The organism is Acidicapsa borealis (assembly GCF_059115245.1).
Genome location: NZ_JCACNY010000001.1, coordinates 2,138,737 through 2,165,177, shown reverse-complemented (window position 1 = coordinate 2,165,177; position 26,441 = coordinate 2,138,737). Strand labels below are relative to the sequence as shown.

Annotated in this window: 24 protein-coding genes; 12 read left to right on the top strand and 12 right to left on the bottom strand. The window is 56.4% G+C overall.

The features are described 5' to 3' along the window. Positions 1–32 precede the first annotated feature (32 nt). The 5 genes from AC5S27_RS08965 to AC5S27_RS08945 all read right to left on the bottom strand — a co-directional run bounded on the left by AC5S27_RS08965 (position 33) and on the right by AC5S27_RS08945 (position 4,520). Positions 33–455, bottom strand: a complete 423-nt coding sequence (locus AC5S27_RS08965; protein WP_493934222.1) for a VanZ family protein — start codon at positions 453–455, stop codon at positions 33–35. An 82-nt stretch (positions 456–537) separates the two neighbouring features. After that, on the bottom strand, positions 538–1,497 hold the full coding sequence (gene rapZ / locus AC5S27_RS08960; RefSeq protein WP_493934221.1) for an RNase adapter RapZ: 960 nt from the start codon (positions 1,495–1,497) through the stop codon (positions 538–540). A 68-nt stretch (positions 1,498–1,565) separates the two neighbouring features. Continuing rightward, the gene (locus AC5S27_RS08955) at positions 1,566–2,237 is read right to left on the bottom strand and encodes an HPF/RaiA family ribosome-associated protein (protein ID WP_493934220.1); all 672 of its coding nucleotides are present in this window, start codon (positions 2,235–2,237) and stop codon (positions 1,566–1,568) included. Between the two features lie 146 nt (positions 2,238–2,383). Continuing rightward, complete coding sequence (locus tag AC5S27_RS08950) at positions 2,384–2,638, bottom strand: hypothetical protein (RefSeq protein WP_493934219.1); 255 nt, start codon at positions 2,636–2,638, stop codon at positions 2,384–2,386. Between the two features lie 88 nt (positions 2,639–2,726). Beyond that, a complete protein-coding gene (locus AC5S27_RS08945) occupies positions 2,727–4,520 on the bottom strand; it encodes a sodium:solute symporter family protein (RefSeq protein WP_493937292.1) in 1,794 nt (597 codons plus the stop codon). Between the two features lie 283 nt (positions 4,521–4,803). Here AC5S27_RS08945 and mtnA point away from each other — a divergent pair, with 283 nt between their 5' ends. Further along, the gene (mtnA, locus tag AC5S27_RS08940) at positions 4,804–5,853 is read left to right on the top strand and encodes an S-methyl-5-thioribose-1-phosphate isomerase (RefSeq protein ID WP_493934218.1); all 1,050 of its coding nucleotides are present in this window, start codon (positions 4,804–4,806) and stop codon (positions 5,851–5,853) included. Between the two features lie 18 nt (positions 5,854–5,871). On the opposite strand, the gene AC5S27_RS08935 is transcribed toward mtnA, so the two are convergent. Further along, entirely contained in the window at positions 5,872–10,437 is a 4,566-nt protein-coding gene (locus AC5S27_RS08935) for an MBG domain-containing protein (protein WP_493934217.1), read from the bottom strand. An 892-nt stretch (positions 10,438–11,329) separates the two neighbouring features. Between AC5S27_RS08935 and mscL the strand changes: the two genes are divergently transcribed. After that, a complete protein-coding gene (gene mscL, locus AC5S27_RS08930; protein ID WP_493934216.1) occupies positions 11,330–11,797 on the top strand; it encodes a large conductance mechanosensitive channel protein MscL in 468 nt (155 codons plus the stop codon). A gap of 225 nt (positions 11,798–12,022) precedes the next feature. Continuing rightward, positions 12,023–12,544 carry a cytochrome P460 family protein gene (locus tag AC5S27_RS08925; RefSeq protein WP_493934215.1) on the top strand — a complete coding sequence of 174 codons (522 nt, stop codon included), beginning with the start codon at positions 12,023–12,025 and terminating at the stop codon, positions 12,542–12,544. A gap of 61 nt (positions 12,545–12,605) precedes the next feature. Here the strand turns inward: AC5S27_RS08925 and AC5S27_RS08920 are convergent, their stop codons facing one another. Together AC5S27_RS08920 and AC5S27_RS08915 are read right to left on the bottom strand one after the other, a co-directional pair. Continuing rightward, the gene (locus AC5S27_RS08920; protein WP_493934214.1) at positions 12,606–13,247 is read right to left on the bottom strand and encodes a hypothetical protein; all 642 of its coding nucleotides are present in this window, start codon (positions 13,245–13,247) and stop codon (positions 12,606–12,608) included. 180 nt (positions 13,248–13,427) lie between these two features. Then, positions 13,428–14,840 carry an MFS transporter gene (locus AC5S27_RS08915; protein WP_493934213.1) on the bottom strand — a complete coding sequence of 471 codons (1,413 nt, stop codon included), beginning with the start codon at positions 14,838–14,840 and terminating at the stop codon, positions 13,428–13,430. A gap of 87 nt (positions 14,841–14,927) precedes the next feature. On the opposite strand from AC5S27_RS08915, the gene AC5S27_RS08910 reads away from it, so the two are divergent. Together AC5S27_RS08910 and AC5S27_RS08905 are read left to right on the top strand one after the other, a co-directional pair. After that, complete coding sequence (locus tag AC5S27_RS08910; RefSeq protein WP_493934212.1) at positions 14,928–15,572, top strand: hypothetical protein; 645 nt, start codon at positions 14,928–14,930, stop codon at positions 15,570–15,572. A 131-nt stretch (positions 15,573–15,703) separates the two neighbouring features. Continuing rightward, positions 15,704–17,857 (top strand): M28 family metallopeptidase, encoded by a 2,154-nt coding sequence (locus tag AC5S27_RS08905; RefSeq protein WP_493934211.1) that lies wholly within the window; start codon positions 15,704–15,706, stop codon positions 17,855–17,857. A gap of 106 nt (positions 17,858–17,963) precedes the next feature. Here the strand turns inward: AC5S27_RS08905 and AC5S27_RS08900 are convergent, their stop codons facing one another. Further along, positions 17,964–18,260, bottom strand: a complete 297-nt coding sequence (locus AC5S27_RS08900) for a hypothetical protein (protein ID WP_493934210.1) — start codon at positions 18,258–18,260, stop codon at positions 17,964–17,966. Positions 18,261–18,448: 188 nt separating this feature from the next. On the opposite strand from AC5S27_RS08900, the gene AC5S27_RS08895 reads away from it, so the two are divergent. The 4 genes from AC5S27_RS08895 (at position 18,449) to AC5S27_RS08880 (ending at position 21,548) form a co-directional block, all read left to right on the top strand. Beyond that, entirely contained in the window at positions 18,449–18,940 is a 492-nt protein-coding gene (locus AC5S27_RS08895) for a cytochrome c maturation protein CcmE (RefSeq protein WP_493934209.1), read from the top strand. 18 nt (positions 18,941–18,958) lie between these two features. Then, positions 18,959–19,606, top strand: a complete 648-nt coding sequence (gene ccmA / locus AC5S27_RS08890) for a heme ABC exporter ATP-binding protein CcmA (protein WP_493934208.1) — start codon at positions 18,959–18,961, stop codon at positions 19,604–19,606. Positions 19,607–19,747: 141 nt separating this feature from the next. Beyond that, entirely contained in the window at positions 19,748–21,040 is a 1,293-nt protein-coding gene (locus tag AC5S27_RS08885; protein WP_493934207.1) for an alpha/beta hydrolase family protein, read from the top strand. 7 nt (positions 21,041–21,047) lie between these two features. After that, complete coding sequence (locus tag AC5S27_RS08880) at positions 21,048–21,548, top strand: aminoacyl-tRNA deacylase (RefSeq protein ID WP_493934206.1); 501 nt, start codon at positions 21,048–21,050, stop codon at positions 21,546–21,548. Between the two features lie 18 nt (positions 21,549–21,566). Here the strand turns inward: AC5S27_RS08880 and AC5S27_RS08875 are convergent, their stop codons facing one another. Then, positions 21,567–22,130 (bottom strand): DinB family protein, encoded by a 564-nt coding sequence (locus AC5S27_RS08875; protein ID WP_493934205.1) that lies wholly within the window; start codon positions 22,128–22,130, stop codon positions 21,567–21,569. A 72-nt stretch (positions 22,131–22,202) separates the two neighbouring features. Between AC5S27_RS08875 and AC5S27_RS08870 the strand changes: the two genes are divergently transcribed. The 3 genes from AC5S27_RS08870 to AC5S27_RS08860 are packed head-to-tail and all read left to right on the top strand — an operon-like array spanning position 22,203 to position 23,835. After that, positions 22,203–22,916 (top strand): heme exporter protein CcmB, encoded by a 714-nt coding sequence (locus AC5S27_RS08870; protein ID WP_493934204.1) that lies wholly within the window; start codon positions 22,203–22,205, stop codon positions 22,914–22,916. Between the two features lie 50 nt (positions 22,917–22,966). After that, positions 22,967–23,689, top strand: a complete 723-nt coding sequence (locus tag AC5S27_RS08865; protein ID WP_493934203.1) for a cytochrome c biogenesis protein — start codon at positions 22,967–22,969, stop codon at positions 23,687–23,689. Positions 23,690–23,709: 20 nt separating this feature from the next. Beyond that, positions 23,710–23,835: a hypothetical protein gene (locus AC5S27_RS08860; RefSeq protein ID WP_493934202.1), complete on the top strand. Its 126-nt coding sequence runs from the start codon at positions 23,710–23,712 to the stop codon at positions 23,833–23,835. Between the two features lie 377 nt (positions 23,836–24,212). Here the strand turns inward: AC5S27_RS08860 and AC5S27_RS08855 are convergent, their stop codons facing one another. Both AC5S27_RS08855 and AC5S27_RS08850 read right to left on the bottom strand, forming a co-directional pair. Then, positions 24,213–24,785, bottom strand: coding sequence for a response regulator (locus AC5S27_RS08855; RefSeq protein ID WP_493934201.1), 573 nt, complete (start codon positions 24,783–24,785; stop codon positions 24,213–24,215). A gap of 96 nt (positions 24,786–24,881) precedes the next feature. Next, complete coding sequence (locus AC5S27_RS08850) at positions 24,882–25,565, bottom strand: Crp/Fnr family transcriptional regulator (RefSeq protein WP_493934200.1); 684 nt, start codon at positions 25,563–25,565, stop codon at positions 24,882–24,884. Between the last annotated feature and the right edge of the window lie 876 nt (positions 25,566–26,441).

Here is a 26,441-nt window from a genome sequence, read left to right as displayed (position 1 = left end):
GAACGGGGCGGATTGGCGGCAAGAGTCGAGGGTCAGGCGCTTTTTTTCGATGGCGTAATCAGAACGGCTAAGGTGGTGCCGGCGACTACGCCGATGGTATCGACGAGCACGTCTTTCCATTCGATTGGGTTGAGGAAAATGGCGTGTTCGCCGAATTCGATCAGGAAGCCGAAGAGGATGGCTCCAAGAGCAAAGAGGATTCGCCTGGTGCGCGTGGCGGGGATTCTGACTACAGTGAACGACACTGCAAAGAAGGCCAGCAGATGTCCCCAGGAATGCGCGTGAAAACGGCCCCTGGTATGAAGCATACGTTTGCCACTGCCGGGAAGAAAAGAGACTACCGCCACCCCGGCTATCACGAGGATGGCCAAAGCTGTTGAGAGGATTGCTCGCCTGCGGCGGGCGTAAATTTCCCGTCTGCGCCGGGCATGGTTGATGGCAGATTTTAGGCTCACGCTTTCATCGTAACCGCAACTGATTCTCCGGATGTCCCAAAAAGAACGCTGGCTGGTGCGGGCTGATCCGCTTCAAAGCGCCTTATCGCGGCATATCGCGGTGGACGGCTTTGACTTTGAAACCGGCTTTGCCGAGGCGTTTGGCCATCTCTTCCGCCATCATGACGGAGCGGTGCTGACCGCCGGTGCAGCCAAATGCGACCGTCAGATAGCTCTTCCCTTCCTTGATGTAGTGCGGGAGGAGGAAGAGCATCATTTCCGTGACCTTGGTCAGGAATTCGGTGGTTTGGGGGAAGCTGCGGACGAATTTCGCGACCTTGGGATTGCGGCCGGTGAGTTTGCGGAATTCTGGAACGAAGTGGGGGTTGGGCAGGAAGCGGACGTCGAAGACGAGATCGGCGTCGAGCGGAACGCCATTCTTGAAGCCGAAGCTCAGGCAGGAGACGAGGAGCTGGTTGCCGGGGGTCACATCGCCGTTTTGCGGGCCGAATTTCGCCTGCATATAGGCGCGCAGCTCATGGACATTGAAGCCGGAGCTGTCGACGATGAAGTCGGCGAGGTTGCGGACTTCGTCCAGAAGCTGGCGCTCGGAGGTGATGGAGCGAGCGACCATTTCTGACCGGCTGAGCGGGTGCGGGCGGCGCGTCTCGGAATAGCGGCGGACGAGGACGGCGTCGCTGGCGTCGAGGAAGACGACGCTGGTGGGTAGGGTTTTCTTGACTTTGAGCAGGATGGTGGGCAGACGTTCCAGGGTGGGGCCTTCGCGAACGTCGACCACGATGACTGCTTTGTTGATTTCCGGAGAGGTCTGGATCAGGGTGGCGAAATCGGGCAGCAGCTCGAGCGGCAGATTGTCGACAGCGTAGTAGCTCAGGTCTTCGAGCGCCTTGAGAGCCGAGCCTTTGCCAGACCCTGAAACACCGGTGATGATCACCAGTTCTTTCGAGCCTGACGGGGGCGATGTGTGCTTCTTCGTCAGGATTTTCGTGGACGGCTTCACCTGGCGGGCCGTTTTGTCGTTCGATTTTTCGGAACGGGGCATGGCCTCATCGTAACCCGGAACAGGTGCGATCAGGATGCCCCATTCGTAGCAGAGGTCACAGAGAGAGCCTACTCTGGGACTTCGACAATCTCCATCTTGCCGTCGCGGCGGCGGTGAAGTACGAAGAGGTCGCCTGCGGGGTTGCGAAAAATGAGCAGGTCGCGGTCGCGAAATTCGGCTTCTTTTACAGCTTCCTCCACGCGCATGGGACGGATCGCTACTGCATCTGCTGCGACGAGGATGTGCGGCTCGACCACGGCGGGCTTGCCAGGGAAGGAGTGCACTGTAATGGCAGCCTTGGTCTGCTTGCCCGGTGGACGGGCGATCGGCGGTTTGTGGCCGTTGCCGTTGAGATTGGCGTCGGGCTCTGCGGCAGCGGCTTCAATGGCTGCACGGCTGGTTTTTCTGGGTGCGCGCGCCTCTGCTGTTGGAACTACGCGCGGAAGGCGCTTCTTGGTACGTGCCTTTTCGCGGTAGCGATGGGCCTGGTGTTCGGCATGGGCGAGGGCCTCGCGGACAGCGGTTTCCTGGCTGTCCGACTCACCCTTTGCGATGATGCTGTGATGGCGGCTTTGCAGGGCTATTTCTACGATTTGCAGGTGCCGCTCAGCCCAGAATGTAAATTTCGCGGAAGTAATCTTGCCGAGCACAAGGGCGATGCGAACAATGCCCTCGGTGGCGCCGTCTTTCATTGCTTTGGAAATCTTGACCTGACGTGCGGTGAACTCAACGTCCATCATTCCTCCCAGGAACAGCGTTGGCCAGCCGTCAGCAACTCGCAGATTCGAACTGCTGCGCAAAGCTGGTTTGGCGATAGTAAACCCGCCGACCCCTCGGCGTCTGGCTGCTTGTTCCCAATTAGACTCGTCTGGCCGGAAAGAGGATTCTAGTGGCCGCGGCGGATTGTGCCTTCGGCGACTGGCGCGGGAGGCGCGCTATCGGCTTTTTTCTGGCCTAGGCGGCCAAGAGTAAACATGGCCGAACCGAAGACCAGGAGGACGATGCCCCAATCAAGATTGGCGTTCAGGCCGAGTGATTTTACGTACATCGGATCGCCCATCGTCGAAAGGCCAAAGACGGTAAGGATCAAGCCGACGAGCGTAAACATGAGGCCCATGGGAATGCGGAGATCGAGATTCATTGCGTGCTCCTTGAGTACCCAGTGTGAGTGTGAAGTGTGAGTGTGAAAGACAGACCACACTCACACTTCACACTCACACCGGCCTTTGTTAGCGGAAGATGACGTTCAGTGTCACAACCATGATGATCAGTACGACGGCCAGGGCTTCGGGACGGCGCCACCAGGGCAGGTGCCCCATCTCCGGCTTGGGTGTGAGCGAGTGGACGAGGCCGACCAGTTCCGACTCCGGCTTTGGCTTGCCGAAAAGGCTGACGACGATGGTCACAATGAAGTTGATGCAGAAAGCCCAGATGGCAGTCCAGAAGTTTTGCGCCATGTCGCTGGGATAGTGGTGGACAATGGCGATCCATCCGCCATGCATGCCGGGATGTGCTTCGAGGGGCAGCGTCATGCCGTGGTGGATGATCGCGGCACAGGTGCCGGAGATGAGGCCGATAAATGCGCCGTTGCCGGTGGCGCGCTTCCAGAACATACCCAGCAGGAAGGTCGCGAAGAGAGGCGCGTTCACGAAGGAGAACACCAGCTGCAGCGTGTCCATGATGTTGTTGAAGCCGGTCGCTGCGTAGGCCGTGGCCATCGATAAGAGAATGCCGCCGACTGTTGCCCAGCGACCCATAGCCAGGTAGTGGGCATCGCTCGCGCCCTTCTTGATGTACGACTGATAGAGGTCGTAGGTCCAAACGGTGTTGAAGGCGGTGACGTTGCCGGCCATGCCGCTCATGAAGCTGGCAAGCAGCGCTGTCAAGCCGAGGCCGAGGATGCCGGTTGGGAAGTAGTGCAGCAACATCGACGGGATGGCGAGGTCATAGTCGAGGAGTGGCTTGCCGCTGGCGTCCAGCATGATCTTACCGGTGAGCGGGTTGGTCTTGGCGGGAACGAGTCCCTGGCCCTTGCCTTCGGCTTCGGTGGGGACAGTAGTTTCGCGGTAGATGGCGCCGCTGGCGTCATGGCGCTCGATGGTGACCGGCTTCGGCGTGGTCGCGGCGATGGCGAGCAGGCCGGGCAGGATCACGAGGAATGGGAAGAACATCTTGGGGATGGCCGCGATGAGGGGAACGCGGCGCGCGTTCTCCTGCGTGTCGGTGGCCATGGCGGTCTGGATGACGAGGAAGTCTGTGCACCAGTAGCCGAAGCTGAGGACGAAGCCGAGGCCCATGGCCAGTCCGAAAACTTCAACGCCTAGCGGATTGGTATTGGCGTGGGTCATGCCCTGCCAGGAGTGCGTGTAGGCCGACGGTAGCGAGGCCTTAAGGCCGCTCCAACCACCCACGTTCTTGAGGCCGATGATGACCAGTGGAAGGAAGCCGGCGATGATGAGGAAGAACTGCAGGACTTCGTTATAAATGGCGCTGGTGAGGCCGCCCAGGAAGATGTATCCGAGGACGATGATAGCCGAGAGCAGGATGGAGAAGTGGAAGATCCAACCCAGGGGCAAACCGGCGGAGATGAAGAGGTAATCGAAGACATGCAGCGTCTGGATGAGCCGCGCCATGGCGTACATCGAGATGCCGGAGGAAAACACGGTCATTACGGCGAACGAGCAGGCATTGAGTGCGCGGGTCTTTTCATCGAAGCGAAGGCGGAGGAACTCTGGGACCGAACGCGCTTTAGATCCGTAGTAGAAAGGCATCATAAAGATGCCGACGAAGATCATCGCGGGGATGGCGCCGATCCAGTAGAAGTGGCTGGTGGCGATGCCGTACTTGGCGCCAGAAGCGCCCATGCCGATCACTTCCTGCGCGCCGAGGTTGGCACTGATGAAGGCCAGGCCGCAGATCCAGGCGGGCAAGGCGCGACCGGCCTGAAAGAAGTCCTTGCTGGTCTTCATGTAGCGCTTGAGGGCAAAGCCGATGCCCAGCACAAATACGAAGTACAGCAGCATGATGAGCCAGTCGACGGCAGTCAAATTTGTATGTGTCAAAGCGGAGACCCTCTACAGCGCGAAAGCACGCGCAGCCCTTCACTCTAACCAGAGAGCGGGCAGGTCGTCTACTGGAAAATGAAAACCTTTCCAAAAAGCCCATGAATATCTCCCCGTATGTGTTGTAACCACTGTATTGCGCGTCCTTTACAACGCGTTCATCTTAAAACTGTCGCGTCTCTTACAGGTTCCGTTATGGGCCGCCTCCGTATTCGGTCCTCCCAGCGTTTAAACTGGAAGAGCGATGATTCTTACCCTCGAATGGACCTCCGAAGGCGTCCGGTTTATTGACCAGACCAAGCTCCCACTGGAAGAAACTTATGTTCTGGCCACCAGCTACCAACAGGTTGCGGACGTGATTGTGACGATGGTGGTCCGCGGTGCGCCCGCCATCGGCGTTTCAGCCGCAATGGGAGTGGCTCTTGGCGCGAAGCAGACAAAAGCGACGACAACCGAGGAATTTGTACCTGAGTTCGAACAGATTTGCGCGCTACTCGCAGGAACCCGGCCGACGGCGGTCAATCTTTTCTGGGCAATCGACCGAATGAAAGCCATCTTCGCCGGACTGCACGCTGCTGGCGCAGACCTGCCGACGGTGCAACAGGCTTTGCTTGATGAAGCCTTCCGCATGTACGACCAGGACATTGCCGACTGCAAGGCTATTGGAGCCCATGGTGCGGACCTGATGCCCGACGAGGGCGGCGTCTTGACCCACTGCAACGCCGGCGCTCTGGCCACCTGCGGGTACGGAACGGCTCTCGGCGTAATTCGCGGTGCGGTAGAGAACGGGAAACAAATTCATGTCTATGCTGATGAGACGCGGCCATTCCTTCAAGGAGCACGCCTCACCGCGTGGGAATTGATGGCCGATGGGATTCCGACGACCGTGCTGTGTGACAACATGGCGGCTGTCCTCATGCGCCAGGGCAAGATTCAGGCCGTCGTGGTAGGAGCAGACCGCATAGCCGCCAATGGCGACGCCGCTAACAAGATCGGCACTTACTCCGTCGCAATTTTAGCCAAGGAGCATGGAATACCGTTCTATGTTGCCGCGCCATGGTCTACGATCGACCGCGCTACCACAACCGGCGATCTTATCCCGATAGAAGAGCGATCGTCAATCGAGGTGACACATCACGGAGGGAAGCAACTTACTCCTCACGGTGTGGGGATTTACAATCCGGCATTCGATGTGACGCCAGCAAAGTACATCACCGGCATCATCACGGAGCGAGGGGTGTTAAGCGCTCCCTATTCCGAATCACTTGAAGCAATGGAAGCAGTGGTCAGATAACTGTTACGGCTTGGTAGCCTATTGTGTCACTGTCATCTTCCCATTCGCTAAGGACAGGATGTAATTAGCAGCCGTAACGCTCCCAGCGACAATGGTTATGGGATAACTGCCTGCCTTCGATGCTGCGGATGCCGTGGTGGCGAGGACAGGGGCCCCCTTGAGGGCTGTGGAACTAGTGTCTCCATTCACAAACCCTGTTGCAGTCCAAGTCAAGGCAGGGACTGCACTACCTGCCTTCATTGATAAATTATTCGCGGTCAGAGTAAGGTTGGCCTTGTTTACAGTTGCGGTCCCATTCGCAAAGGTAAAACTATAATTCGCGGCGGTCAAAGTGCCAATCTGCATCTGAAACGAATACGTGCCGGCAGGAGACGCCTTTGAAACTGCATTCTCATACTGAGGCACGCCTGTAATCACAGACGTTGGATCGCCGTTGAGTAGCCCGCTGACACTATATGTCAATGGCGGCGTCTGTCCGCCGTAAGTCATGATGACCGCGTTGGGTGTAAGTACTAGAGGTGCCTTCGTCACCGTCAACTTGCCATTACTTGTTGAAAAGGTATAGTTCGTAGCCACCAGGTTGCCTACCGAAGCCGTAATTGCGTAGGTACCGACCACAGAAGCTTTCGTTGCTCCAGCGATCAATGTCGGCTGACCTGAAATGACAGTGGCTGTGTCACCGTTCATGAGCCCCGAAACAGTGTACGTCAACTTCGGAATATCAGCTCCGTAGGTCATGGATGCAGGATTTGCCTGCACAGTAAGGATGGCCTTATTCACGATAAGGGTTCCGTTGACAAAGGTAAATCCATACAGATCTGAAGTCAGACCTCCCGCACTGCAGAGAATCGCATATTTTCCAGCTGCCGAGGAGGAAGACGCCTGACTCGAACATGCAGGAGTGCCGTGCAACGAAGTCGCGTTATCCCCGTTGACGAATCCGGAATACTGCGGCACGATCGCTGGGACTGATCCGCCATAAGTCATGGACGCGGATGCTGCAGCCACCGCGAGTTGAGCCTTCCCCACTGCAAGATTTCCAGGCTGATAGGCGAAAGTGTAATTATTCGCCGCCAAAGAGCCTGATGAAACTACGAGTGCGAAGTTACCTGGCTTCGTGCTCGATGTCACTGCCGTTGTAAACGCGGGGGAGCCAGTCACAGCCGACGCTTGCGTATCGCTATATACGAAACCTGTCATCGAATAAGACGGCAAGGGTACCTTTCCACCGTATGACATCGTCATATCGTTCGCCTTCACCGTTAATAATGCCTTCGTAATTTGCAACGTTCCCTGAACAAAGCGGAAAGTATAGTTCGATGATTTCAAAGATCCCTGGGATATCGTGATTGCGTAGAGTCCGACGTTCGGAGACGACGAGCATTTCGCTGAAATAGAGGCAATTCCGCTTATTGCGTTGTCTGCTGAGTCCCCGGAAACGAAGCCGCTCACCGCATATGCAAAAGTTGGAAGGGCCGATCCATAGATCGCACTCTGATTGACGGCTGTAACTGCCAACACGGCGGGCTGGACGGATATAGCTCCGGCATTGAAAGAAAAGCTGTAATTGAGGGCGTTCAATGTGCCAAGCTTCGCTGTCACTGGATAAGTCCCAACCGGGGATTTCGCGTTTGCAACAGTGACTAATGCTGGCGCACCAGAGAGAGAAGCTGCGTTATCTCCATTGACAAATCCGCTCACGCTCCAAGATAGCGACGGCACTACGCAACCGTATGTCACAGACAATGATCCCGCTCTCACCTGTAGCACGGCTTTGTTTACCGTCAACGTGCCGGTCTTGAATACGAACGTATAGTTGACGGCAGACAAACTTCCCTGCGAGGCCACAAGGGTATACGTTCCCGCATTGATTGGACTGACCGCTTGCACGGATATGGCAGCCTGACCGGTTACAACCTGCGAGGCTGACTGACCAGCGACAAAGCCAACTATCGAATAGCCAAATGCCTGGGGAATAGATCCGTAAATGGCTGTTGCGTTCCCTGGAACTACGGACAGGACAGCAGGCGCAATGCGAAAGCTGATATTTACAGACTGCGCAGGGCCGTAACTGGAGTTACCCACCTGCGTAGCCTGGATAACGACTGTGCCTGCGCCAGTGATATTGATCCATCGTCCATCACTACTCAGCATTGCCGGACCACTCAGAATCTGATACCTGACCGAGAGGCCGGAGGATGCTGTAGCCGTAAGTGCGATCGGCGCTGCCCCAAATACAGTGTCTGAAATTTGAGGAAAGTTGATCGTCTGAACGAGTCTACTCATCCCCATTCCCTGAACGCTGAAGGATGTCCAAGTCTCAGGGCTTTGGTCAAAGCCTATGCCGACGGTAACCTCTTCGCTGATCTCTCCCCGTGCATTCAGTGGGACAAAATCAATTGGAAGCTGGCACGAGTTGCCAGGCAGAAGCGTTGTCGCTGATGTGCAGGCGGACGAAGCACCTGAGTCCTCGGGGAAGTCGGCGGGATAACTCAGGTCAAGCAGAGTCAAGGGCTGATTGCCTATGTTTTCAACCAAAGCTATCTGTGCACTATCAGCACTCATCGACCCAAGATAGGTGTTAGCGAAATTGATCGTTCCTGGCTGAGACAGGTTGAGTTTAACCACCTGGTTGTTGCCTGTATCAGCTACGTAAATATTCCCTTTTGCATCGATCGCCAGGCCACTGGGAGCATTGAACCCGCTGGCGACAGTTATCTGGGCACCAAAGCCTGAACCAGTCGAGGGAAGCATGACCAGCGCTCCGCTGGCAGCATCCAAGACGTACAGGTTTGAGTTGGCGTCGACGGCGATAGCTGACGGAAAGGAGACTCCTTTGAGTGGCAATATAATTTGGTCGAGATACTGTGTTCCCGACCATGGAATCTTGACCAGAGTGTTTTGGTAGGGCATTGTGAAGTACACGTTGCCGTTGGCATCTACAGCTATACCTACCGGAAATTTGCGATAATTTCCAAGGGACTTGGCCTCTGTATAGGTATTACAGGTCCATGAAACTTTGTCCAGATTATTGTCCAAGGTATCGGTAATGTAAAGATTACCAACACCATCCACGGTGACGCCCGACGGCCCGTAAAGACTGTTTGCTACTTTCATTTGGGGGCCGAACGAAGTACCTGTCCAGGGGAGTTTGACTACTTTGTCATTTCCATTTGAGACGATGTACAGGTTCCCTGCCCCATCCACCGTGATGCCCATGGGACTGCTCAGGCCCGTCACTGGCATGACACTCGCCAGGCCGTAACTACTTCCTGTCCAGGGTATCTCGACTACCCTGTTGTTCCCGGTGTCAGAGATAAACAAGTTGCCGCTTCCATCCACTGCCACCCCGGCGGGTCCGCTGAGTTGGGAGCCTAGCTGAGTTATAGTTGCGGGTAAGTATGCTGCCTGTGGAGCAATTCCAATTCCGGAAATATAAGCGGATGCAAGCGCGTTCCCTTGTCCGTCATACAATGTAATCGCTCCGCTTCGAAGTCCTGAAGCGAGAGGTGTAAAACCAACCTGAACCGAACAACTTGATGCCACTGAGTAGGTTTGAATTGTGCAAGTACTTCCACCTGCGTCTTTAAAGTCACGGCCAGATATCCCTTGGGAGAATATGCCCACTGCACCAACCGTCGTGCCGGAGGCGATACGAAAACTGTAGGTCTGGATTACTGGCGCGGCATTCAGATACGCCGGCATAAAGCCCACGCTAGGTGCAACTACTTCCTGGACCTGATTTGTTGCCCCATCTGCAACATAGAGACTACCGCTCCAATCGACGCCTACGGCCAATGGAGAGGCAAAGTTACTTCCTGCTGTCGTCACCGTATTGAATCGTTTGGCCCCACTATTCCAAGGGTCTTCTACGATCCGGCCTTCCCCGTTATCGGCGATATAGACGTTCCCGGACTTATCGACGGCGATGCTCATGGGAGCCATCAATGCCCGAGTCAGCAGCTGCTGGGTTGTATAGCCGGCTGGGGAGGCAGGTATCTTGATCGCGCGGTTGTTGCCGGTGTCAGCGACATACAGTGCAAGGGCAGCGTCCACAGCAACGCCCATTGGACTACTGAAGCCTGTAGCGAGGATGATTGGCGAGCCATAGCTAGTGCCAATGCGCGGCAACTGCACGATACGATTGTTGCCTGAGTCTGCAATATAAACGTTGTCCGCCGGATCCACGGCCACTCCAGCTGGGTTGCTTAGCGACGAGCCTAAGGTCACCGGTGATCCGTATCCGTTGGCCGTGACGGGCAGCATGACGATGCGGTTGTTGCCTGTGTCCGCCACAAAAACATTGCCACTCCAATCAGATGCCACGCCCCCAGGCGCTGAAAGTTCGCTCAGAATGACGGACGGGGTTCCAAAACCTGATGGCGTGGCCGGCACGCGTAGGAGAAGATTATTGACGCGGTCCGTGATGAAAACATTTCCCTTGCCATCGAGAGCGACACCTGACGGAGAGCCGATCGACGTGCTTGACACGTTGATCTGTGTACCGGCGAACGTGACCTGCGCTCGCCCTTCCGGCGCGAAGACACAGATTGCTATGCTGCATACATACGCCAGGATGCTCACTTCTGCCCCAGCAAACCGCTTCCATCGCCCTACTTCCAGACAACGTCGAATCATAGACGGCCTCGCGCCGACGGCGACAGTTCCGGGCACGCGCTGCTACCCCTTCCGCTCCGCAGCTGAATGATTTCTTTTGCTTGCCTCATCGACGGTTTCTAAGGTTGTCTTTAGCTCTTAATCTGTTAGAGGTGCTTACGCTCGACATGCTGACTGGAGCGGCCGGCATGGATCATCTAGTTGAATATGAAATACTTAGCAACTGATTAAAGGCCAAGAGCGGAGACGCCACTCCTCGGTAACATGACGGAAGTGTTGTTCTGGTCGCTGAGTTGGGGGGCGTAGATTGGTGATTTCTCATAGAAGTGGAACATGTGACCTCGAGATCGAGCAGGAGGATTTGGTGCTACGAACAAGCACAGGTTTCCCTACCGTCAGACCGAGTGTGTGACCTCGCAAAGTTCGCGTTAAGCTTCCGGGTGCCGTAAAGTTAGAGTCTGTGATGCGCCGTCTTGCCATCTTTCGCCTGCAAAGAAAGTCCCTCATTCGTGGAACTGTTCTGGCTCTTGCTTCCCTTTTGTTCAGTTTTCGACTCTCAGGTTTCCCCCAGGTTCATATTTGTGCATGGCTCGTCGTCCCGCTGCTGATTGCCTCTGCAGCCACGTGGGACACAGCGCGTTGCCTCCAGAAACGATGGAATTTTTACCATGGCGGAGTTCTGTTACTGCTGTACGTGGACTTGATGGTGCTGTTGATGATCTCCTTTCTTCTCCTGGCGCCCTTCTCAGGGGTACTGCTTTAATCGAGGAGAAAACGCCTCCTTCTTTGCTTCCCATGGGTCGCCTCAGCCTGTAGGATGGGCGAGCAAGACATCCCGGCTGCAAAGGAGAAGTGGTACATGCTCAAAGGGTTTAAGGACTTTATTCTTCGTGGGAACGTAGTCGATCTGGCCGTCGCTGTGATTATCGGTGCCGCATTCGGAGCGATCACAGCTTCTGTTACGGCGGATGTAATCACGCCGGTGATTTCCGCCCTGGTTGGCGCGCCCGACTTCTCCACGCTGGTGATCCACGTCCCTGTGCTGCATGCCGTTCCGCCGCCGCCCCATCCGCTTCCGGCGAATTACGTTGCTCCCGGCGAAATCCACATCGGTAAACTGCTTAACGCGTTGATCAACTTCGTGCTGGTCGCAGCCGCTGTCTATTTTGCGGTGATCGTTCCCATGCAGTACATGCTCAAGAAGTTTGCCGCACCTGCGCCTGCAGCTGCAGCGCCGGCAACCAAGGTTTGCCCGGAATGCCTGAGCGAGATTCCACTCGCTGCCAAGCGTTGCGCTCACTGTGTCCAAGTGCAACCAGCAGCCTGATTTCCTGTAGAAGTTACGGGAGGGGAACTTTGATTGTTCCCCTCCCGTAACTCTTGCAGACCGGAGGTTGTTTTGACCCTAAGAACAGTTGTGCTTAGTTTCCTCTCATTAACCTGCATCCTGGCATTCTGTCTGGCAGCTATTTCGCGAAAGCCTATCGCAGTCTCCGCATCCGTTCTTTCGAGACCTGCAACCTTACCAGAGCCATCATCTCCAGTTCCTTACGTGCTCGCCTACACCAAGGATGGTGACCTTGTGCCTCCGGTGGGTCAGTATCGGGAGTGGGTGTACCTTACCAGCGGCCTCGGCATGAGCTATGCAGCTGGTAATTCCGATGATGCTCCCTCGTTCGACAATGTCTTCGTCAATCCCGAAGCATATCGCAGCTTCCTCGCCAACGGCACCTGGCCGGATAAGACTGTGCTGGTGCTCGAAGGACGCAGATCGGGCAGCAAAAGTTCAATCAACAAGACAGGCCATTTTCAGAGCGGCGAGGTCTCGGGGATGGAAGTACATGTCAAGGATGAGGCTCGTTTTCCCGGCAAGTGGGCGTTCTTTGACGTTTCAAGCGAGACGAAGGCCACGCTGTTTCCGAAAACGGCGAACTGCTACTCGTGTCACGCTGAACACGCGGCGGTGGACACGACTTTCGTCCAGTTTTACCCAACGCTTTTGCCCGTTGCTCAGAAGAAGGGCACGCTCAGCTCCAATTATCTGAGGGAAATGGCAGCTGAGGCGAAAAAGTAATGACGCAAAACATGATGGGCCAGGGACAATCCCAGCCCATCATGTTTCGCGTGAGACAGAACTACTTGGCTAGCGTTGAAAGCTCCAGCCCGAAACCCTGGAACAGAATATAGAGGTAGCAGGCCAGGCTAAGCGCCGGTGGAAGCCAGAGTGCGAGGTGCTTGCGGATCAGGTACTTGACCACCTTCAAGTTTGGATTTTCTTCAGGAAGGTGGATCTCGCGGTCGCGCCGAGAAGCGATGCGCGCGGCGTTCAAGTTCAGTTCGGTCTTCAGGATCGCGAAGTGCGCTTTATTAGGAAACCGCATGATGCCGCGCAGCAAGTGATCGGAGTCGATGCGATACTCGCGGTCACGGTCAGCTTCCATGACGGCAAAGGCCAGAGCACGACGGGCTTCCAAGTCAAACTCAGGCGTCTGGAAGGCAACTGGAGCGACTTCGCGTGCCGGCAACGCAGGAAGTCCCGAAAGCCAGCGAAGATAGAAGGCGTTTGCTTTCAACGCGCCAATCCGTTCAGCGCGTGTTTCTTCATCCACGCTGAGGCCGGCCAAAATATCCGCTACACCAATTTCAGATGATCCTCGGTGATCTGCTTCTTCGCGCGCAAACTGCAATGCGCGTCTCGTTGCTTCTGTGTAACGCTCAAACAGCGACTGGCTGCTGGCGACTTTCCCCGTTAAAATCCCGGTTTCTGTGTGGCTCATTGTGTCCATCTGCCCCGTGTATTCCATATGCGTGCGCCTACCTTTAAAGAAATAAGATAACTGTGAGAAATTACCAATCCCACGATAGGCCTGTCAACACTCCACCAATGGGCCATTACCTGGGTAAGAGATCTCACAGAAACCGCGTCCCAGTTAGTGAAAAGCTATCTCAACCGGAGACTAATCGAGTTCTCGCAGGGAGTGGGAAAAGGCGAAGAAACTAAGGTAAGCGATGGAGGAGAGACCAGACATGGCCGCGAGCGCGTGGCCGGTCGGAATGTGTCGCGACAGCTCTCCGGCCAATAGGGCTCCGAGCGGCGGCAACCCCAGGAAAGCGGTTCCGTAGATGCTCATCACCCTGCCTCGCATGGCGTCCGAGGATAGATGCTGCATGGCGACGTTGACTGCGGAGATGGTCAGAATCATCAGGTAGCCCTCGAAGAACATACATACGAGGGAGAGCGCGAAACTCTGCGAATAGCAAAAGAGCACAACAATGGCCATGACCAGGGCCCCGCAGAAGGCGATAATTCTTCCCCGATGGCGCATCTTGCCCTGCCAGGCTACGGTGATCGCGCCCAGCACTGCGCCAGTGCCGGAACAGGCCAGCAGCAGGCCCAGACCGCTCTCGCCGACCTTGAGCTGGTTGCGCGCGAAGAAGGGGATGAAAGTCAGGAACGGAATGCTGAGAAAGCTCGAAATGGCGATCATCCAGGTGAGCACGTACATCTGCGGTATGCTACGGACATACTTGAATCCGGAGATGAGGCTGTCGTAAAGACCCTCGTGACGGACCAACACTTCTTCCGGGTAGCGGATCTTCATCAGCGAAAAGAGCACTGCCAGGAAGCTGAGACCATTGAGAAAGAAATTTCCGGCCATTCCGAAGACGACCATCGCGTATCCGCCGAGCGTAGGCCCGAGGATTCGAGACATATTAAACTGGGCAGAGTTGAGAGCGATAGCGTTGGTCAGGTCTTCGCGTTTCACCAGCCTTGGGACCATCGCCTGGTAGCTCGGATTATTGATTGCGAGTGCTGTGCCATTCAGGAAAGCCAGCACAGCTACACCCCAGACAGCGATGTGATGGAAATAAGTCAGCGCGGCCAGAATAAAGGCCAGCACCATCATTACCGTTTGAGTTGCCAACAGCAGCCGGCGCTTATCCACACGGTCGGCAATCACGCCTCCAAAAAGCATGAAGATGAGGAACGGTATCGCTCCGGTGAAGCCGACTACACCCAGCCAAAATGCGGAGTTGGTGAGGGTGAGGACCAGCCATCCCTGCGCAACGTTCTGCATCCAGGTGCCGATATTGGAAAGCAGGTTTCCCGAGATAAAAAGACGGTAGTTCTGATTACGCAGCGCGCGAACAACCGCCGGCCACTCTTCTTCTGGCTTGTCAGCTGCGCCACGCAAGACTTCGCCGGACAGCGCTCCTGGTGACTGCTCCATGCCGGCAACGTCGAGCGGCTCGCGCAGGCCGACGGAACTCTCTTGCTCAGAACCTTTCAGAACTCCCTCACGATGTGTCTCCTCGATCTTACGTGGGGATTCGTCGCAGCGTCCTCGATGCCGCGTTTCAATCCGCAAGAATTGCTCTCAAAAGCGAATCATTCGGAACAGTTCTGTCCAAGGCAGATCCACTCTTCTGCATCCAATCAAACTGGGAGAATTTTCATGCGAACGAACTCTGGAGTTGCTATTTCGGTAAGCGCTGCGCTCTGTATCGCTATGCTCGGTGCGGCGGGATGCCGCAAAACCAACGCTGTCGACAAGATGGCGTTTAAGTCTGCAATTAACGACTCTCTCAGCCCAATCCAAGAATGCGTATGGAGCACCGCGAAGAAATTTCCCGCGCAGGCTGACACTTCGAATGATGAACAGACGAAGGGCTACGATGCTCTGACCGATGCGGGATTTCTCGTCCGCAAATCTGCCGAGAAGAAGCGCTTTCTGATCGGTTCCAAACAGGTCAACGACTACGATCTATCCGACAAGGGCCGTTCCACCTGGATCGCCGACCCTTCACAGCCGGGATATGGCAACTTCTGCGTCGGGCACCGTGAAGTCACGACGATTGACAACTTTTCGCCGGCGGATAACCCGGACGCAACGCAGTTCCTCGTGAACTACCACTACGACATTGCCGGCGTTCCCGGTTGGGCGAAGACGGCCGAGATGCAGACTGCTTTCCCGAAGATTGCCGCCGATACGTCGGGTGCGCAGGCAGCTGCCGCCACCTTGGTCAAATCGAGCAATGGCTGGCAAGTTTCGACCCCTGCCGGCGTAGCTACTGGCGACGACAAACCCGTGCAGCCCTAACCACAACTGGCGCCGGGCGAAGCTATGGAGTAATCCTGCGTCGAGCCCGGCAGCCTTCCCGGTCATTCATCGTGATGTAATCTGGTCCTTCAGAACTCTTTGCACCCCGCTCAAAAAGAGGAAGGATCTTCATGCCCTTGCGCCCCGCCGCTGTAACCACTTCCCTGATACTGACGTTTTCCCTCTCACTGTCTCCCTCGATCGCACAAAGTCCTGCTCCAACGCAGGTTTTTGGTTACACCGACTTTACTGCGCAGGCGAAGATCGACGCCGAGTTTCTTGCCGTTCCTGACGCTAAGCTGGCCGGGCAGCATTTGAAGATTCTCACCGCGAAGCCTCATATTGCGAGCTCAAAGGAAGACTACGAAACGGCGCAGTACGTTGCCGCGAAGTTTAAAGCTGCGGGTCTCGAGACTGAGATCGTTCCCTATCGCGTCCTGCTCAACCAGCCGCGGAAAGTCAGCTTTGAAGCGACCTCGGATGCCGGAGCGGCGCTCGCCAAGGGTCCAACTCCGGAGCATGTCTCCAACGACCCTTTTCAAGATGACCCCCGCGTTGTTATGCCCTTCAATGGCTCTTCCGGTTCAGGAGATGTGACCGGCGAAGTGGTCTACGCCAACTACGGCCGGCTGGAGGATTTCCAACAGCTCGATGCGGATCACGTCGATCTCCACGGCAAGATTGTCCTGGTACGCTACGGGGCTAACTTCCGGGGCGTTAAGGTCTATCTGGCGGAGCAACGTGGCGCGGTCGGCGTCCTCATCTATTCCGATCCGCAGGACGATGGCTACTACAAGGGCGATGCCTATCCGAACGGCCCATGGCGACCGGAGACGGGCGTGCAGCGCGGCAGTGTGCAATATCTTTTTAAGTATCCGGGCGATCCTCAAACCCCCGGCGTCGCATCGACCATCGATCTGCCAGACTCCGCTCGCCAGAACCCGGCCCACACCGGAAACCAGCCCAACATTATCGCGGTGCCCATCAGCTACCACGATGCTGCGCCAATCCTCAAAGAACTTAAAGGACCAGCAGTACCCAAGGGCTGGCAAGGAGCTCTCCCTTTCAGTTACCACACGGGAGGAACCGCGGCGCAGACGGGGGTCAAGATTCACCTGATCTCCGACCAGGATTACCAGGTGCGGACGATCTGGGACGTCATTGGAAAAATTAAAGGAAGCGAGCAGCCCGACAATTGGGTTGTCGTTGGTAACCACCGCGATGCCTGGGTCTATGGCGCGGTCGATCCAAATAGCGGAACTGCGGCAATGCTCGAATCGGTGCACGGCTTTGGCACTCTGCTGAAGTCTGGTTGGAAGCCGAAGCGCACCATCGTCGTCGCCAGCTGGGATGCTGAAGAAGAAGGTCTGATCGGTTCGACAGAGTGGGTCGAGCAGCATGCCCAGACGCTGCAGAAGGCTGTCGCTTACTTCAATGTGGACGTTGCCGTCGCCGGTTCCGAGTTCGGTGCCGAAGCTGTGCCCTCGCTCAAGCAGTTTCTCCGCGAAGTCACCAAGGAAGTGTCCAGCCCGAAGGGCAGCACGGTTTATTTTCAGTGGAAGCAGGCTTCGATCGGAGCTGGTGGTCAAGGCGATGCCAACACCGGCCACATAACTCATGCAAACGCGGCCAGCGAAGACGTTCCGGTCGGCGATCTCGGCTCCGGTTCGGACTTCACTCCGTTCCTGCAGCATGTCGGCGTGCCCTCGACGGACATTGGCTCGCATGGCGACTATGGTGTATACCACTCCGTTTTTGACAACTATGCCTGGTTCACCATGAATGCCGACCCGAGCTTCGTGTATCTGCAGCAGATGGCGCGCATTCTTGGCCTGGAAGCTTTGCATATGGCGGATACCGACGTGCTTCCCTACGACTACGTGACGTACGGGAAGGAAATCGCAAGCTATTTGGATGGTGCGAAGGGCAAGGCCAGCGCCAAGTCGCTCGATTTCGGGCCTGCGCAGGCGGCGGTTGCTCGTTTTATCAAGGCCGCTGAAGCCGTTCACGTCAAGCAGGCGAGCCCCGGGGCAAACCCAGTCGAGCTTAATCAGACGCTGCGGGCCACGGAAGCCGCATTTATCGTCGATGCCGGCCTGCCTAACCGCCCTTGGTACAAGCACGACATCTACGCACCTGGCGAATATACGGGCTATGCTGCGGTCGTGGTTCCGGGCGTCAATGAGGCCCTGGACGCTAAGAACTCCGCACTTGCAGCGCATCAGTTGGTTACCCTGACGACCTCGCTTAACCAGGCCGCACAGACCCTCGAAGCTGCGAAATAAATCCGGGACATTTCAGTTCAGCCCCGTCCATGCAAATCGCACGGATGGGGCTTATTTCTTTCTAATCAAAGCAGTTATCCACATATCTATTCAAGCCTGTGCTCGGCTACAACTTAAGTGGTATTAATTCACAAAACTTTTTCTGGACACGGATCAAAAAAGATGGGAAAGTAACATTACTAAAGAACTCCAAAAGCGCTTGGCGGATGTTACCAAGGACTACCTTGATCGGTAGCCTGCTCAATGGAGCCGAATTGAGGTTTTGGATGCACGACTTTTTAATTGCCCTGGTCTTCGTTGCGATGGTTGCCGCTCCAGCAGTAATTGCTGCGTCGCCCAAAGCTGCAACCGAAGAAGAGCGATAAGTTTCTCCCGCGCAGATAGCGGGAACACGATGTTTCACCCTAAGGTTGGGCTTCCCTCCCCCGGATCTTCCAACCTTAGGCATTGATTTCACAACACTTTACTTCCCTCCCCCTGGCTGCATCAGAGCAAAACTCCGGTGTGGCCAGCCCTTTTTTCATCCCTGTCATATGAAAACCTCCCGCAGCGGTTGACCCTGCGCTTCGCGGCTCGTAGACTCATACCTAGATGAAGCTCACACCCCAGCAACTTCGGATCACCATCGCTTCAGTGATCGTGCTTGGCACCATCGGCTATCTGGCGGTTACCGGAGCTGCGGGCAGCAAGAGCTACTACGTTACAGTGCCCGAGATGCAGGCGATGGGCGACAAGGCCCACCACTCCAATCTGCGCGTTGAAGGCTACGTGAAGCCCAAGACCATTCAGCAGAACGGCGGCAACGTCGACTTCATCCTTACCGAGTTCGAAAGCCACAATCCCAAGGCTACTGGTCCCGCGCGTGCACTTCGCGTTGTATATCAGGGCACCGAGCCGCCGCCCGACACCTTCAAGGGTGACGCGCAGGCCCTGGCGATCGGCACCCTGGGACAGGACGGCGTGTTCCACGCCACGCAGCTTCAGGCCAAATGCGCCTCAAAGTACGCACCGGCTGCCAAGCCCGGCGAAACACCAGCCACCAAGGCAGCGAACGCACCCGCTACCTCCCGCCCCACAACGTAAGCAGTGCAGGTTCAGCCGGTGCTCGCACAGCTCAACTCAGTCTCTCGCCTCTTTGGATCCTTTGCAGCGTTGCGGCAGGTTTCCGTAGCCTTCGAGCCAGGCCAATGTTATGTGCTGCTCGGCGAAAACGGTGCGGGAAAATCGACCTTGTTGCGTATTCTTGCAGGACTTTTGCAGCCTTCCGCTGGAACGGTCACAGTTTTTGGCGACCAGCGGCCTATCTCGGCCAGGCATCGCATTGGCTACATGAGCCACGCACCGATGCTTTACGAAGAGCTGACCGGATTGGAAAATCTCAACTACTTCGGCAGTCTCTATAGCTCGGGGCAATGCCTTGCCGCTGACGAAGCGCTGCGCCAGGTAGGGCTGAACCCGGCGATGCCGCGCACGGTTGGGCAATATTCGCAGGGAATGCGCCAGCGCGCTTCCCTTGCCCGAGTGCTGTTTTCGCAGCCCGAGTTGCTGCTGCTCGACGAGCCATTCTCAAACATGGATGTGGAAAGCGTAAGCCAGATGATCCAGCTGCTTGCCAGGTTCAAATCGGAAAGCAGGACGATACTGCTCACGACCCACCAGCGGGAGTTGGCCGCTCCTATCGCCGATCAGATTCTCACCCTGAAAGCCGGACGTGTCCTTTCGCTCGAGGCGACGAGGACTGCTGGCTAGAGCCGGACATCCCTCCCAACTGCTATGCTTCCCGACGGCATTTCCCTTCAGTGAAATGCCCCGAGGAGCAGCATAACGATGTGGTCAAAGCGGTCGATACAGTTCAGCCTAACCCTTGCTTTCCTGGCTTTGTTCCATGCAATGCTATTGCCGGCCCAGCCTGACACCCGCGCCGACTACCCCGAACTCGCCCAGCGCGGCCCAAACCCAGTCGGCTTCCGCCAGATTGAGGTCATCGATCCGCACCGAATCGACTTTCTGCATTCAAATGTAGCTTCGGGCAAAATGACGCTCTATGACCGGCACATCTTCGTGACCGTTTGGTATCCCGCTTCGGGCGGTGACGCCAAGACGATTGCCCACTACGACCGCCATCCCGGCGCTGGTCCCGGCTCGCCCTACGCGGACTCAGCGCAGTTCCCGCAAACCGGACTGGCCATTCGCGATGCAGGTCCCAAAAAGGGCGGCGCACCCCTGGTTATCTTTTCCCACGGGTTCACCAACTGGGCGACCTACTTCGTCAGCACAGCAGAAATCCTCGCCTCGCGGGGCTACGTTGTAGCTTCTATCGATCATGACGACATTCCATTCAAAGAGGGTGCTCGCGCAGGGCTTGCATTTGCCGATACGGCATCGGGCCGCGCCCGCGATCAGCGCGCCGTCGCTGCAGAGTTGCGTAAACTCGCCAACGATCCGGCCTTCGTGCTCTCCGGCGCATACGATCCCGATAACCTGGCGCTCGTTGGCTACTCCATGGGTGGCTTCGGCCTGCTCGAAAGCGGCGGTGCCGGATACGATGCAAATGGTCCGCTCTTCAAGGCACTGCCGAAGGCGATCTTCGATGGGATCCTTGAGGAATCGGGGAAGGAGCCGGTCAAGCCGATCCCAGGCCTGAAGGCCATGGTACTGATGGCGCCTTGGGGAGGCCAGCCCGCGAATCGTGCCTGGTCCGCCGCCGGTCTCGCATCGATTAAGGTACCGACGCTCACGATCGATGGCGACAATGACGATATCGCCGGCTTTGACGAAGGCGTGCGATGGATTTACGACAGTCTCAAGTCCTCCGATCGCTACTTGCTGGTCTTTGAGAACGCCCGCCACAATATCGTCGGCGCCGACGCTCCGGCCGCCGCACAGGATTCTTTCGCGCTTATCGAGAAGTGGGATGAGCCGGTCTGGCGCAAGGATCGTATTCGCGCAATCGACGCGCATTTCGTCGTCGCCTTTCTCGACCGCTATCTGCGCAATGACACGTCGATGGACAGCTTTCTGAATCCGCCTACGCCACACTCGTCTGACGGCACATGGCCACTACAGCGAGGACAGAACGCGGACAACCAATATGGTGGCCACGATGCTGCCTCCGCAAACTACTGGAAGGGATTTCAGCGGCGCTGGGCTCTTGGCCTCGAACTGCGCCACGACAAGCCATAATGCTGATATGAAGACGAACGGCGCACGTTTCCTAGACTCCCTCGGCATCGCCTACTCATTGCGCGAATACGAAGTCGACCCTGAAGATTTGACCGCGATCTCAGTTGCGAAAAAGATCGGCATGCCTATCGAGCAGGTCTTTAAAACGCTGTTGACAACTGACGGTGCAGGAGGACACTTCTTCGCCGTCATTCCTGGCGATGCTGAACTCGACTTCAAGAAACTTGCCCGCGCCGCCAGAGTGCGAAAGACGGAGATGGTTTCGCTTAAAGAGGTGCAGCCGCTCACCGGCTACATCCGCGGAGGAGTGACCGTCTTCGGTGCGAGAAAAGCGTTCCCGGCATTTGCCGATGAGACGATCGAACTCTTTGACGAAATCAGCGTCTCCGCCGGAGTACGGGGGACGCAGCTCATCTTAGCTCCAGCTGATTACCTGCGCGCAGCCGAGGCCGTCGTCGCCGACCTGACCAAGGACAATATTCGCCTTGAAGAAAAGACCAATCATTAGCACCGAAATGGATTGCGGTTAGCTCTTTTGAGTTTCCCGAGCCCACTTTGTCCAATCCCAAAGACCGTTTGTCACTGCGGCGGGCAGCCGCTGGCCGAGTTCCCGCGCCAGTATCACGATCTGCCCTCGATGGTGTCCCTCATGAGCGATGAAATAGCCCAGAACATGGCCTATATCCAGGGGAAGATTGCGCCAGACATACGCCTTTGCCGGCGGAATGCTCCCGCCGTGTTCACAGCCAAACTCAAGCAACCGCGATATCCCCGCACTACTTTGCTCCAGGGCTGGAACTAGCTCCGCAGCCGTCACTTTGAACCGGTCCACGCGCTCCGGCACCGCGATGCCGAATTCCTTGCCCAGCGTCCTCGTCCAAGCGCACCGCGTGTTGTGGAGATGCGCGGCAATCATGCGGACCGTCTTTCGCGGCGAACCCGGCACTTTCGCATCCCACAAGTCGCCAGGCATCCCCTCGACAAGAAACGCCGTTACCCGCGCATTCGTGCGCCACGCGGCTAGAATCGAATCGCGCAGCAAGTCTGGCGAAGCGTCTTGCACGCTGCGCGAAGAAACAGCCTTCTTCATCCGGCGATTCTAGCGCGAATGGGATCTCTCCGCTGAACGCATCGCTTTGGCCATTTACCCTGAATACATCGAATGTCCAATGCTGTGACAACCCGTTCCGGAGACCTGAGTTGGCCCGCATTGGTCTGGACCCATCTGCGCAAGGATCTGCGCATTGAATGGCGCTCGCGCGAGGCCGTCAATTCGATGCTCTTCTTCGCGCTGCTGGTGGTCGTGCTCTTCAGCATGGCGTTTGACCCGACGGCTGCCACATCGCGCGAAATCGCCGGCGGTGTACTCTGCGTTGCGACGCTTTTTGCCAGCGTCTCGGCGCTGAACCAGGCGTGGGCGCGCGAGATCCGGCACCAGGTGCTGGACGCGTTGCGCATGACCCAGGGTGGCGGCTCTGCGATCTTCTTCGCCAAAGTGCTCGCGAATTTTCTCTTTGTCACTGTCGTTCAGGCCGTGCTAGGGCCCGTCTTCTTCGTCTTTTACAATCTCCACCCGCTGGGCGATGCCCGCCTGTTGGCGCTCGTCATACCCTTGGGAACATGGGCCCTTGTTTCGAACGGCACGTTTTTCGCGGCGCTCTCAATCCGGAGCCGCAACCGGGAACTACTGCTGCCGCTCATCCTCTTTCCGATTTTTCTGCCGGCACTATTGGCCATGGTTCTTTCGGTCAAGACCATCCTCACCGGAGATGCCAGTGACCCAGATCTGCTTTGGATCAAGCTCCTGGCCGGCTATGACATCATCTTCACCACAGTAAGCCTCATGCTTTTTGACGTCGTCCTACAGGCTGAGTAAGACGAACGAACGCGGGCGTAAACTAATGACAGCGTGATACGCAGGAAACTATGAAAAAGTTAATCTTTGGCCTCATTGCGATTTGCACGTTGGCGCTCATGGCGAAGGGTTTTTACCAAGCCATGTACGTCGCTCCTGCAGATGCCGCGCAGGGAGATGTTGGCCGGATCTTCTACTACCACGTGCCCCACGGCATGCTCTGCTACCTCTTCTTCTCCATCAACGTGGTCGCTTCGCTTTGCTACTTGTTTTGGCGGCGCGATTCGCCTGCCCGCGCGCTCGCCGCGGATGCATGGGCACTTGCCGGCGCCGAAGTGGGCGTCGTCTACTGCACGGTCGTGCTGGTTACCGGGCCGCTCTGGGGACGCCCCGTCTGGGGCATCTGGTGGACCTGGGACGCTCGCCTTACGACCACGCTGGTGCTCTGGCTGATCTACGTCAGCTACCTGCTGGCCCGCCGCTTTGCTTCGGGTTCGGATGTTCCGGCGTTAGCCGCCGTTCTCTCCATCTTCGGTGGGCTCGACATGCCCATCAATTACCTGGCGAACCGTCTTTGGCGGACGCAGCACCCATCTCCGGTCTTCGGAGGTGACCCAGATGCCGGGCTCAAAGACCCACAAATGCTGGCTGCCTTCGGATGGAACGTCCTAGCCTGGGCAGTATGGGGACTCGTCATTCTTGGCATTCGCGTCTATGTGCAGCGCCGCCAGCAGGCAATTGATGGAGCAGCCGCGGAAGCCGCACTCTCTGAAGAAACCTACATCGCTCATTAAACTGAAGTGGGAGTCTTGATATGGGACACAATTTTCTGGTAGCCGCCTACAGCGCCGTCTGGATTATCCAACTCGGCTATCTCTCGATCATTGCGGTGAAGTGGTTTGGGCAGCGCGGCAAACTGAAGCACCGGAGCCAAAAGTAACTTTTGCCGTTACTACCTACCACATAGCACGAAGGTGGGTACAAAGGTAACACTGATTTGATTACGGCGTCGTTCTTCGTGGTATTTAAGAATTTTCCAATCCATCCGATGATCAGGGTGTGGAGAGCTTCACACGAACTCCACCAGGAGCGTACGACAGTGCATGACTTGCTTATCGCCCTCGCGTTCATCGGAATGGTAGTCGCACCCGCAGTAGTCATGGCTAAGGCCAGCCCATCCGATGCCAAGCTCGACTGACTCCAGGTTCCGTCTGCGCATCACAGGCATCCCGCCGTATCGGCAAGACATGGCCAGTCGCGGCCAGTTCTGATCGCTGTTGCCGCGCGCTACCTGCCTCGGCAAGATAGGCTTGAAGGCTACACGCAAGTGGTCATCGACTCAACGACAGCATACTGAATCGCAGTTCCGCAATGCGCGCATCCCGTCTCCTCGACGAGCCCATGGCGCAGAAAAGTCTGCGGAAAAGCCCGCATACATTCCGGGCAGCCAATTAGTATCTCCCGCTTCTTAGCGGTATCCGAACGCATCGGCGGTATCCAGATGGGGGTCACCGTGCGGCAGCCGCGCAGGGCAGAGGCCTCGTGTGACACGCCATCTTGAAAATTCTTGAACAGGCCGGCTAGACCTGTTGTTTCTTCGTGGAATCCATCGGCTGCCACTGCATACGGAACCGTCTGGCCGCGGAATGCGCCGCTCATCGCAATGACGTAAATTGCGGGAAACTGGCGTCGCACCACGGACAACAATTCAAATCCCGACATGCCCGGCATATTCAGGTCGGAAAGCAGAATATCCGGGTTCAGTTCCCGGATCTGCTGCAACGCCGAAAAGCCATCTTCGGCAGTCCGCACTTCGTGCCCCATCGACAGGAAAATCTGGCACAAGGAAAAGCGTATTGCGTGGTCATCGTCAACAATCAGGAGCTTCACTGCCGATTCCAGCATAGGACCCCCTCCTAATCCGGTTTCGTTGGAAATTGACGCGAGTATGATCCCCTGCGGGATCGAGGGTCTGTGCAATCCGGCTCACGCTTCCTTGGCTAATTTCCTGATTTTCGAGATTTTCGCTGTTGTGGGGGATTTGTCAACTATGATGGGCCGGGCTGAATTTTCTTCTGGAAGCTGGTCCTTGAGGACCACATTGAGAAGGGTTTTGTTCACGCGAATGCGCCCGTTGTAATCGATGTACCCAAGTTTGCGAAAGCGATTCATGAAAAAGCTGACGCGCGAACGTGTCGTGCCGATCATCTCCGCCAGAGTCTCCTGGGTAATGTACGGAATCATGGGCTCGGGCTCGCCGGGTTGGCCAAAATCGGCCATCAGGAGTAGGGCACGCGCGAGGCGCCGTTCGCTTGAGTTGAAAAGCTGATCGATCAGATCGGCTTGCGTACGCAAGCTACGCGCAAGCATGAATTTTAGAAAGTATTCAGCAAACTCGTGCTCCTCGCGTAGGACACGCAGCATCTCCTCCCGATCGATGCGGAGCGTCGAGCAAGCGGTGATCGCCCGTGCGCTGGCCTTGCGCAGTCTGCCCACGCCGGAGAGAGATTCTTCTCCGACAAAATCGCCAGCACGCAGCAACGTGATCGTCGCTTCCTTGCCGCGTTTGGATACAACGGTAAGCCTGGCGCGCCCGGCGCGGATGAAGAATACGCTGTCCGCGTGGCTGCCTTGAGAGAACAGGAGATGCTTTGCCTTGACGAGAATCACTCTTCGTCCTATGCCTGTGGTAGACAGATATTCGGCTGATTTAAATGAAGCTTGCTTCGTTCCATCCACGAGCTGGCCCTTTATCGAAGGCAGCCCTGACCCTCTGGTAGCGGCGCGTCTGCGTCTTACAGTGAAGCTTCATGCATATCTAAGTCTGTGGTGCGTCTATTCATACCACCTAAGTACCTTCGCATCGACTCCAAAGTCACGTCTGAGCAGTCTAGCTCGTTAACTGGAGATGAAAGTAGATTTATCTATATTAAAATCAACAACTTATCTTATCAAAACACCGCGTGACAGCTATACAACCACCCTTAGCTTCTTTCGGCTATCGAGGAGTTGAAAGTGTGCCTATCTCTCGGCAGGTCTTATTCAGTTGGTCGTATTCATCCGTCACGTTACTCTAAGCATCCTCGCGGTTGTACATGCATCTCTGGTTGCCAGGCCGGGTTGCTAATCCCATCGCCCCTTCGTCCGCTCATCGACCCAAGCTCCGGTTTCCTTCGCGTGCCCCTTCCCGGCATCTGCTGCCTCGTCTCGAATGCCAATGGCCGATGGCCGAACAACGCTGCTCGCGCATCCTGACACATCATCCCGCTCCGCACATCAGCGACCTCCAACGCTCGCTCGGAAGCTTTGACCGCGAGCTTTCGATGACACCTAGGTGGTAACCACAGGTAACACTGTTTCGGTTTGGGACAGCGTCTTGGTGGTATTTCAACTTCAGAGTACTTCAGGCATTCTCATGTTGTGGACAGGTTCTGACGAGCCTGCACAGAGGAGAATCCCCCAATGCATGATCTTCTTATCGGCCTCACCTTCGTAGCCATGGTCATCACCCCAGCCATCGTTGCCGCATACTCAGGCTCTTCTGAG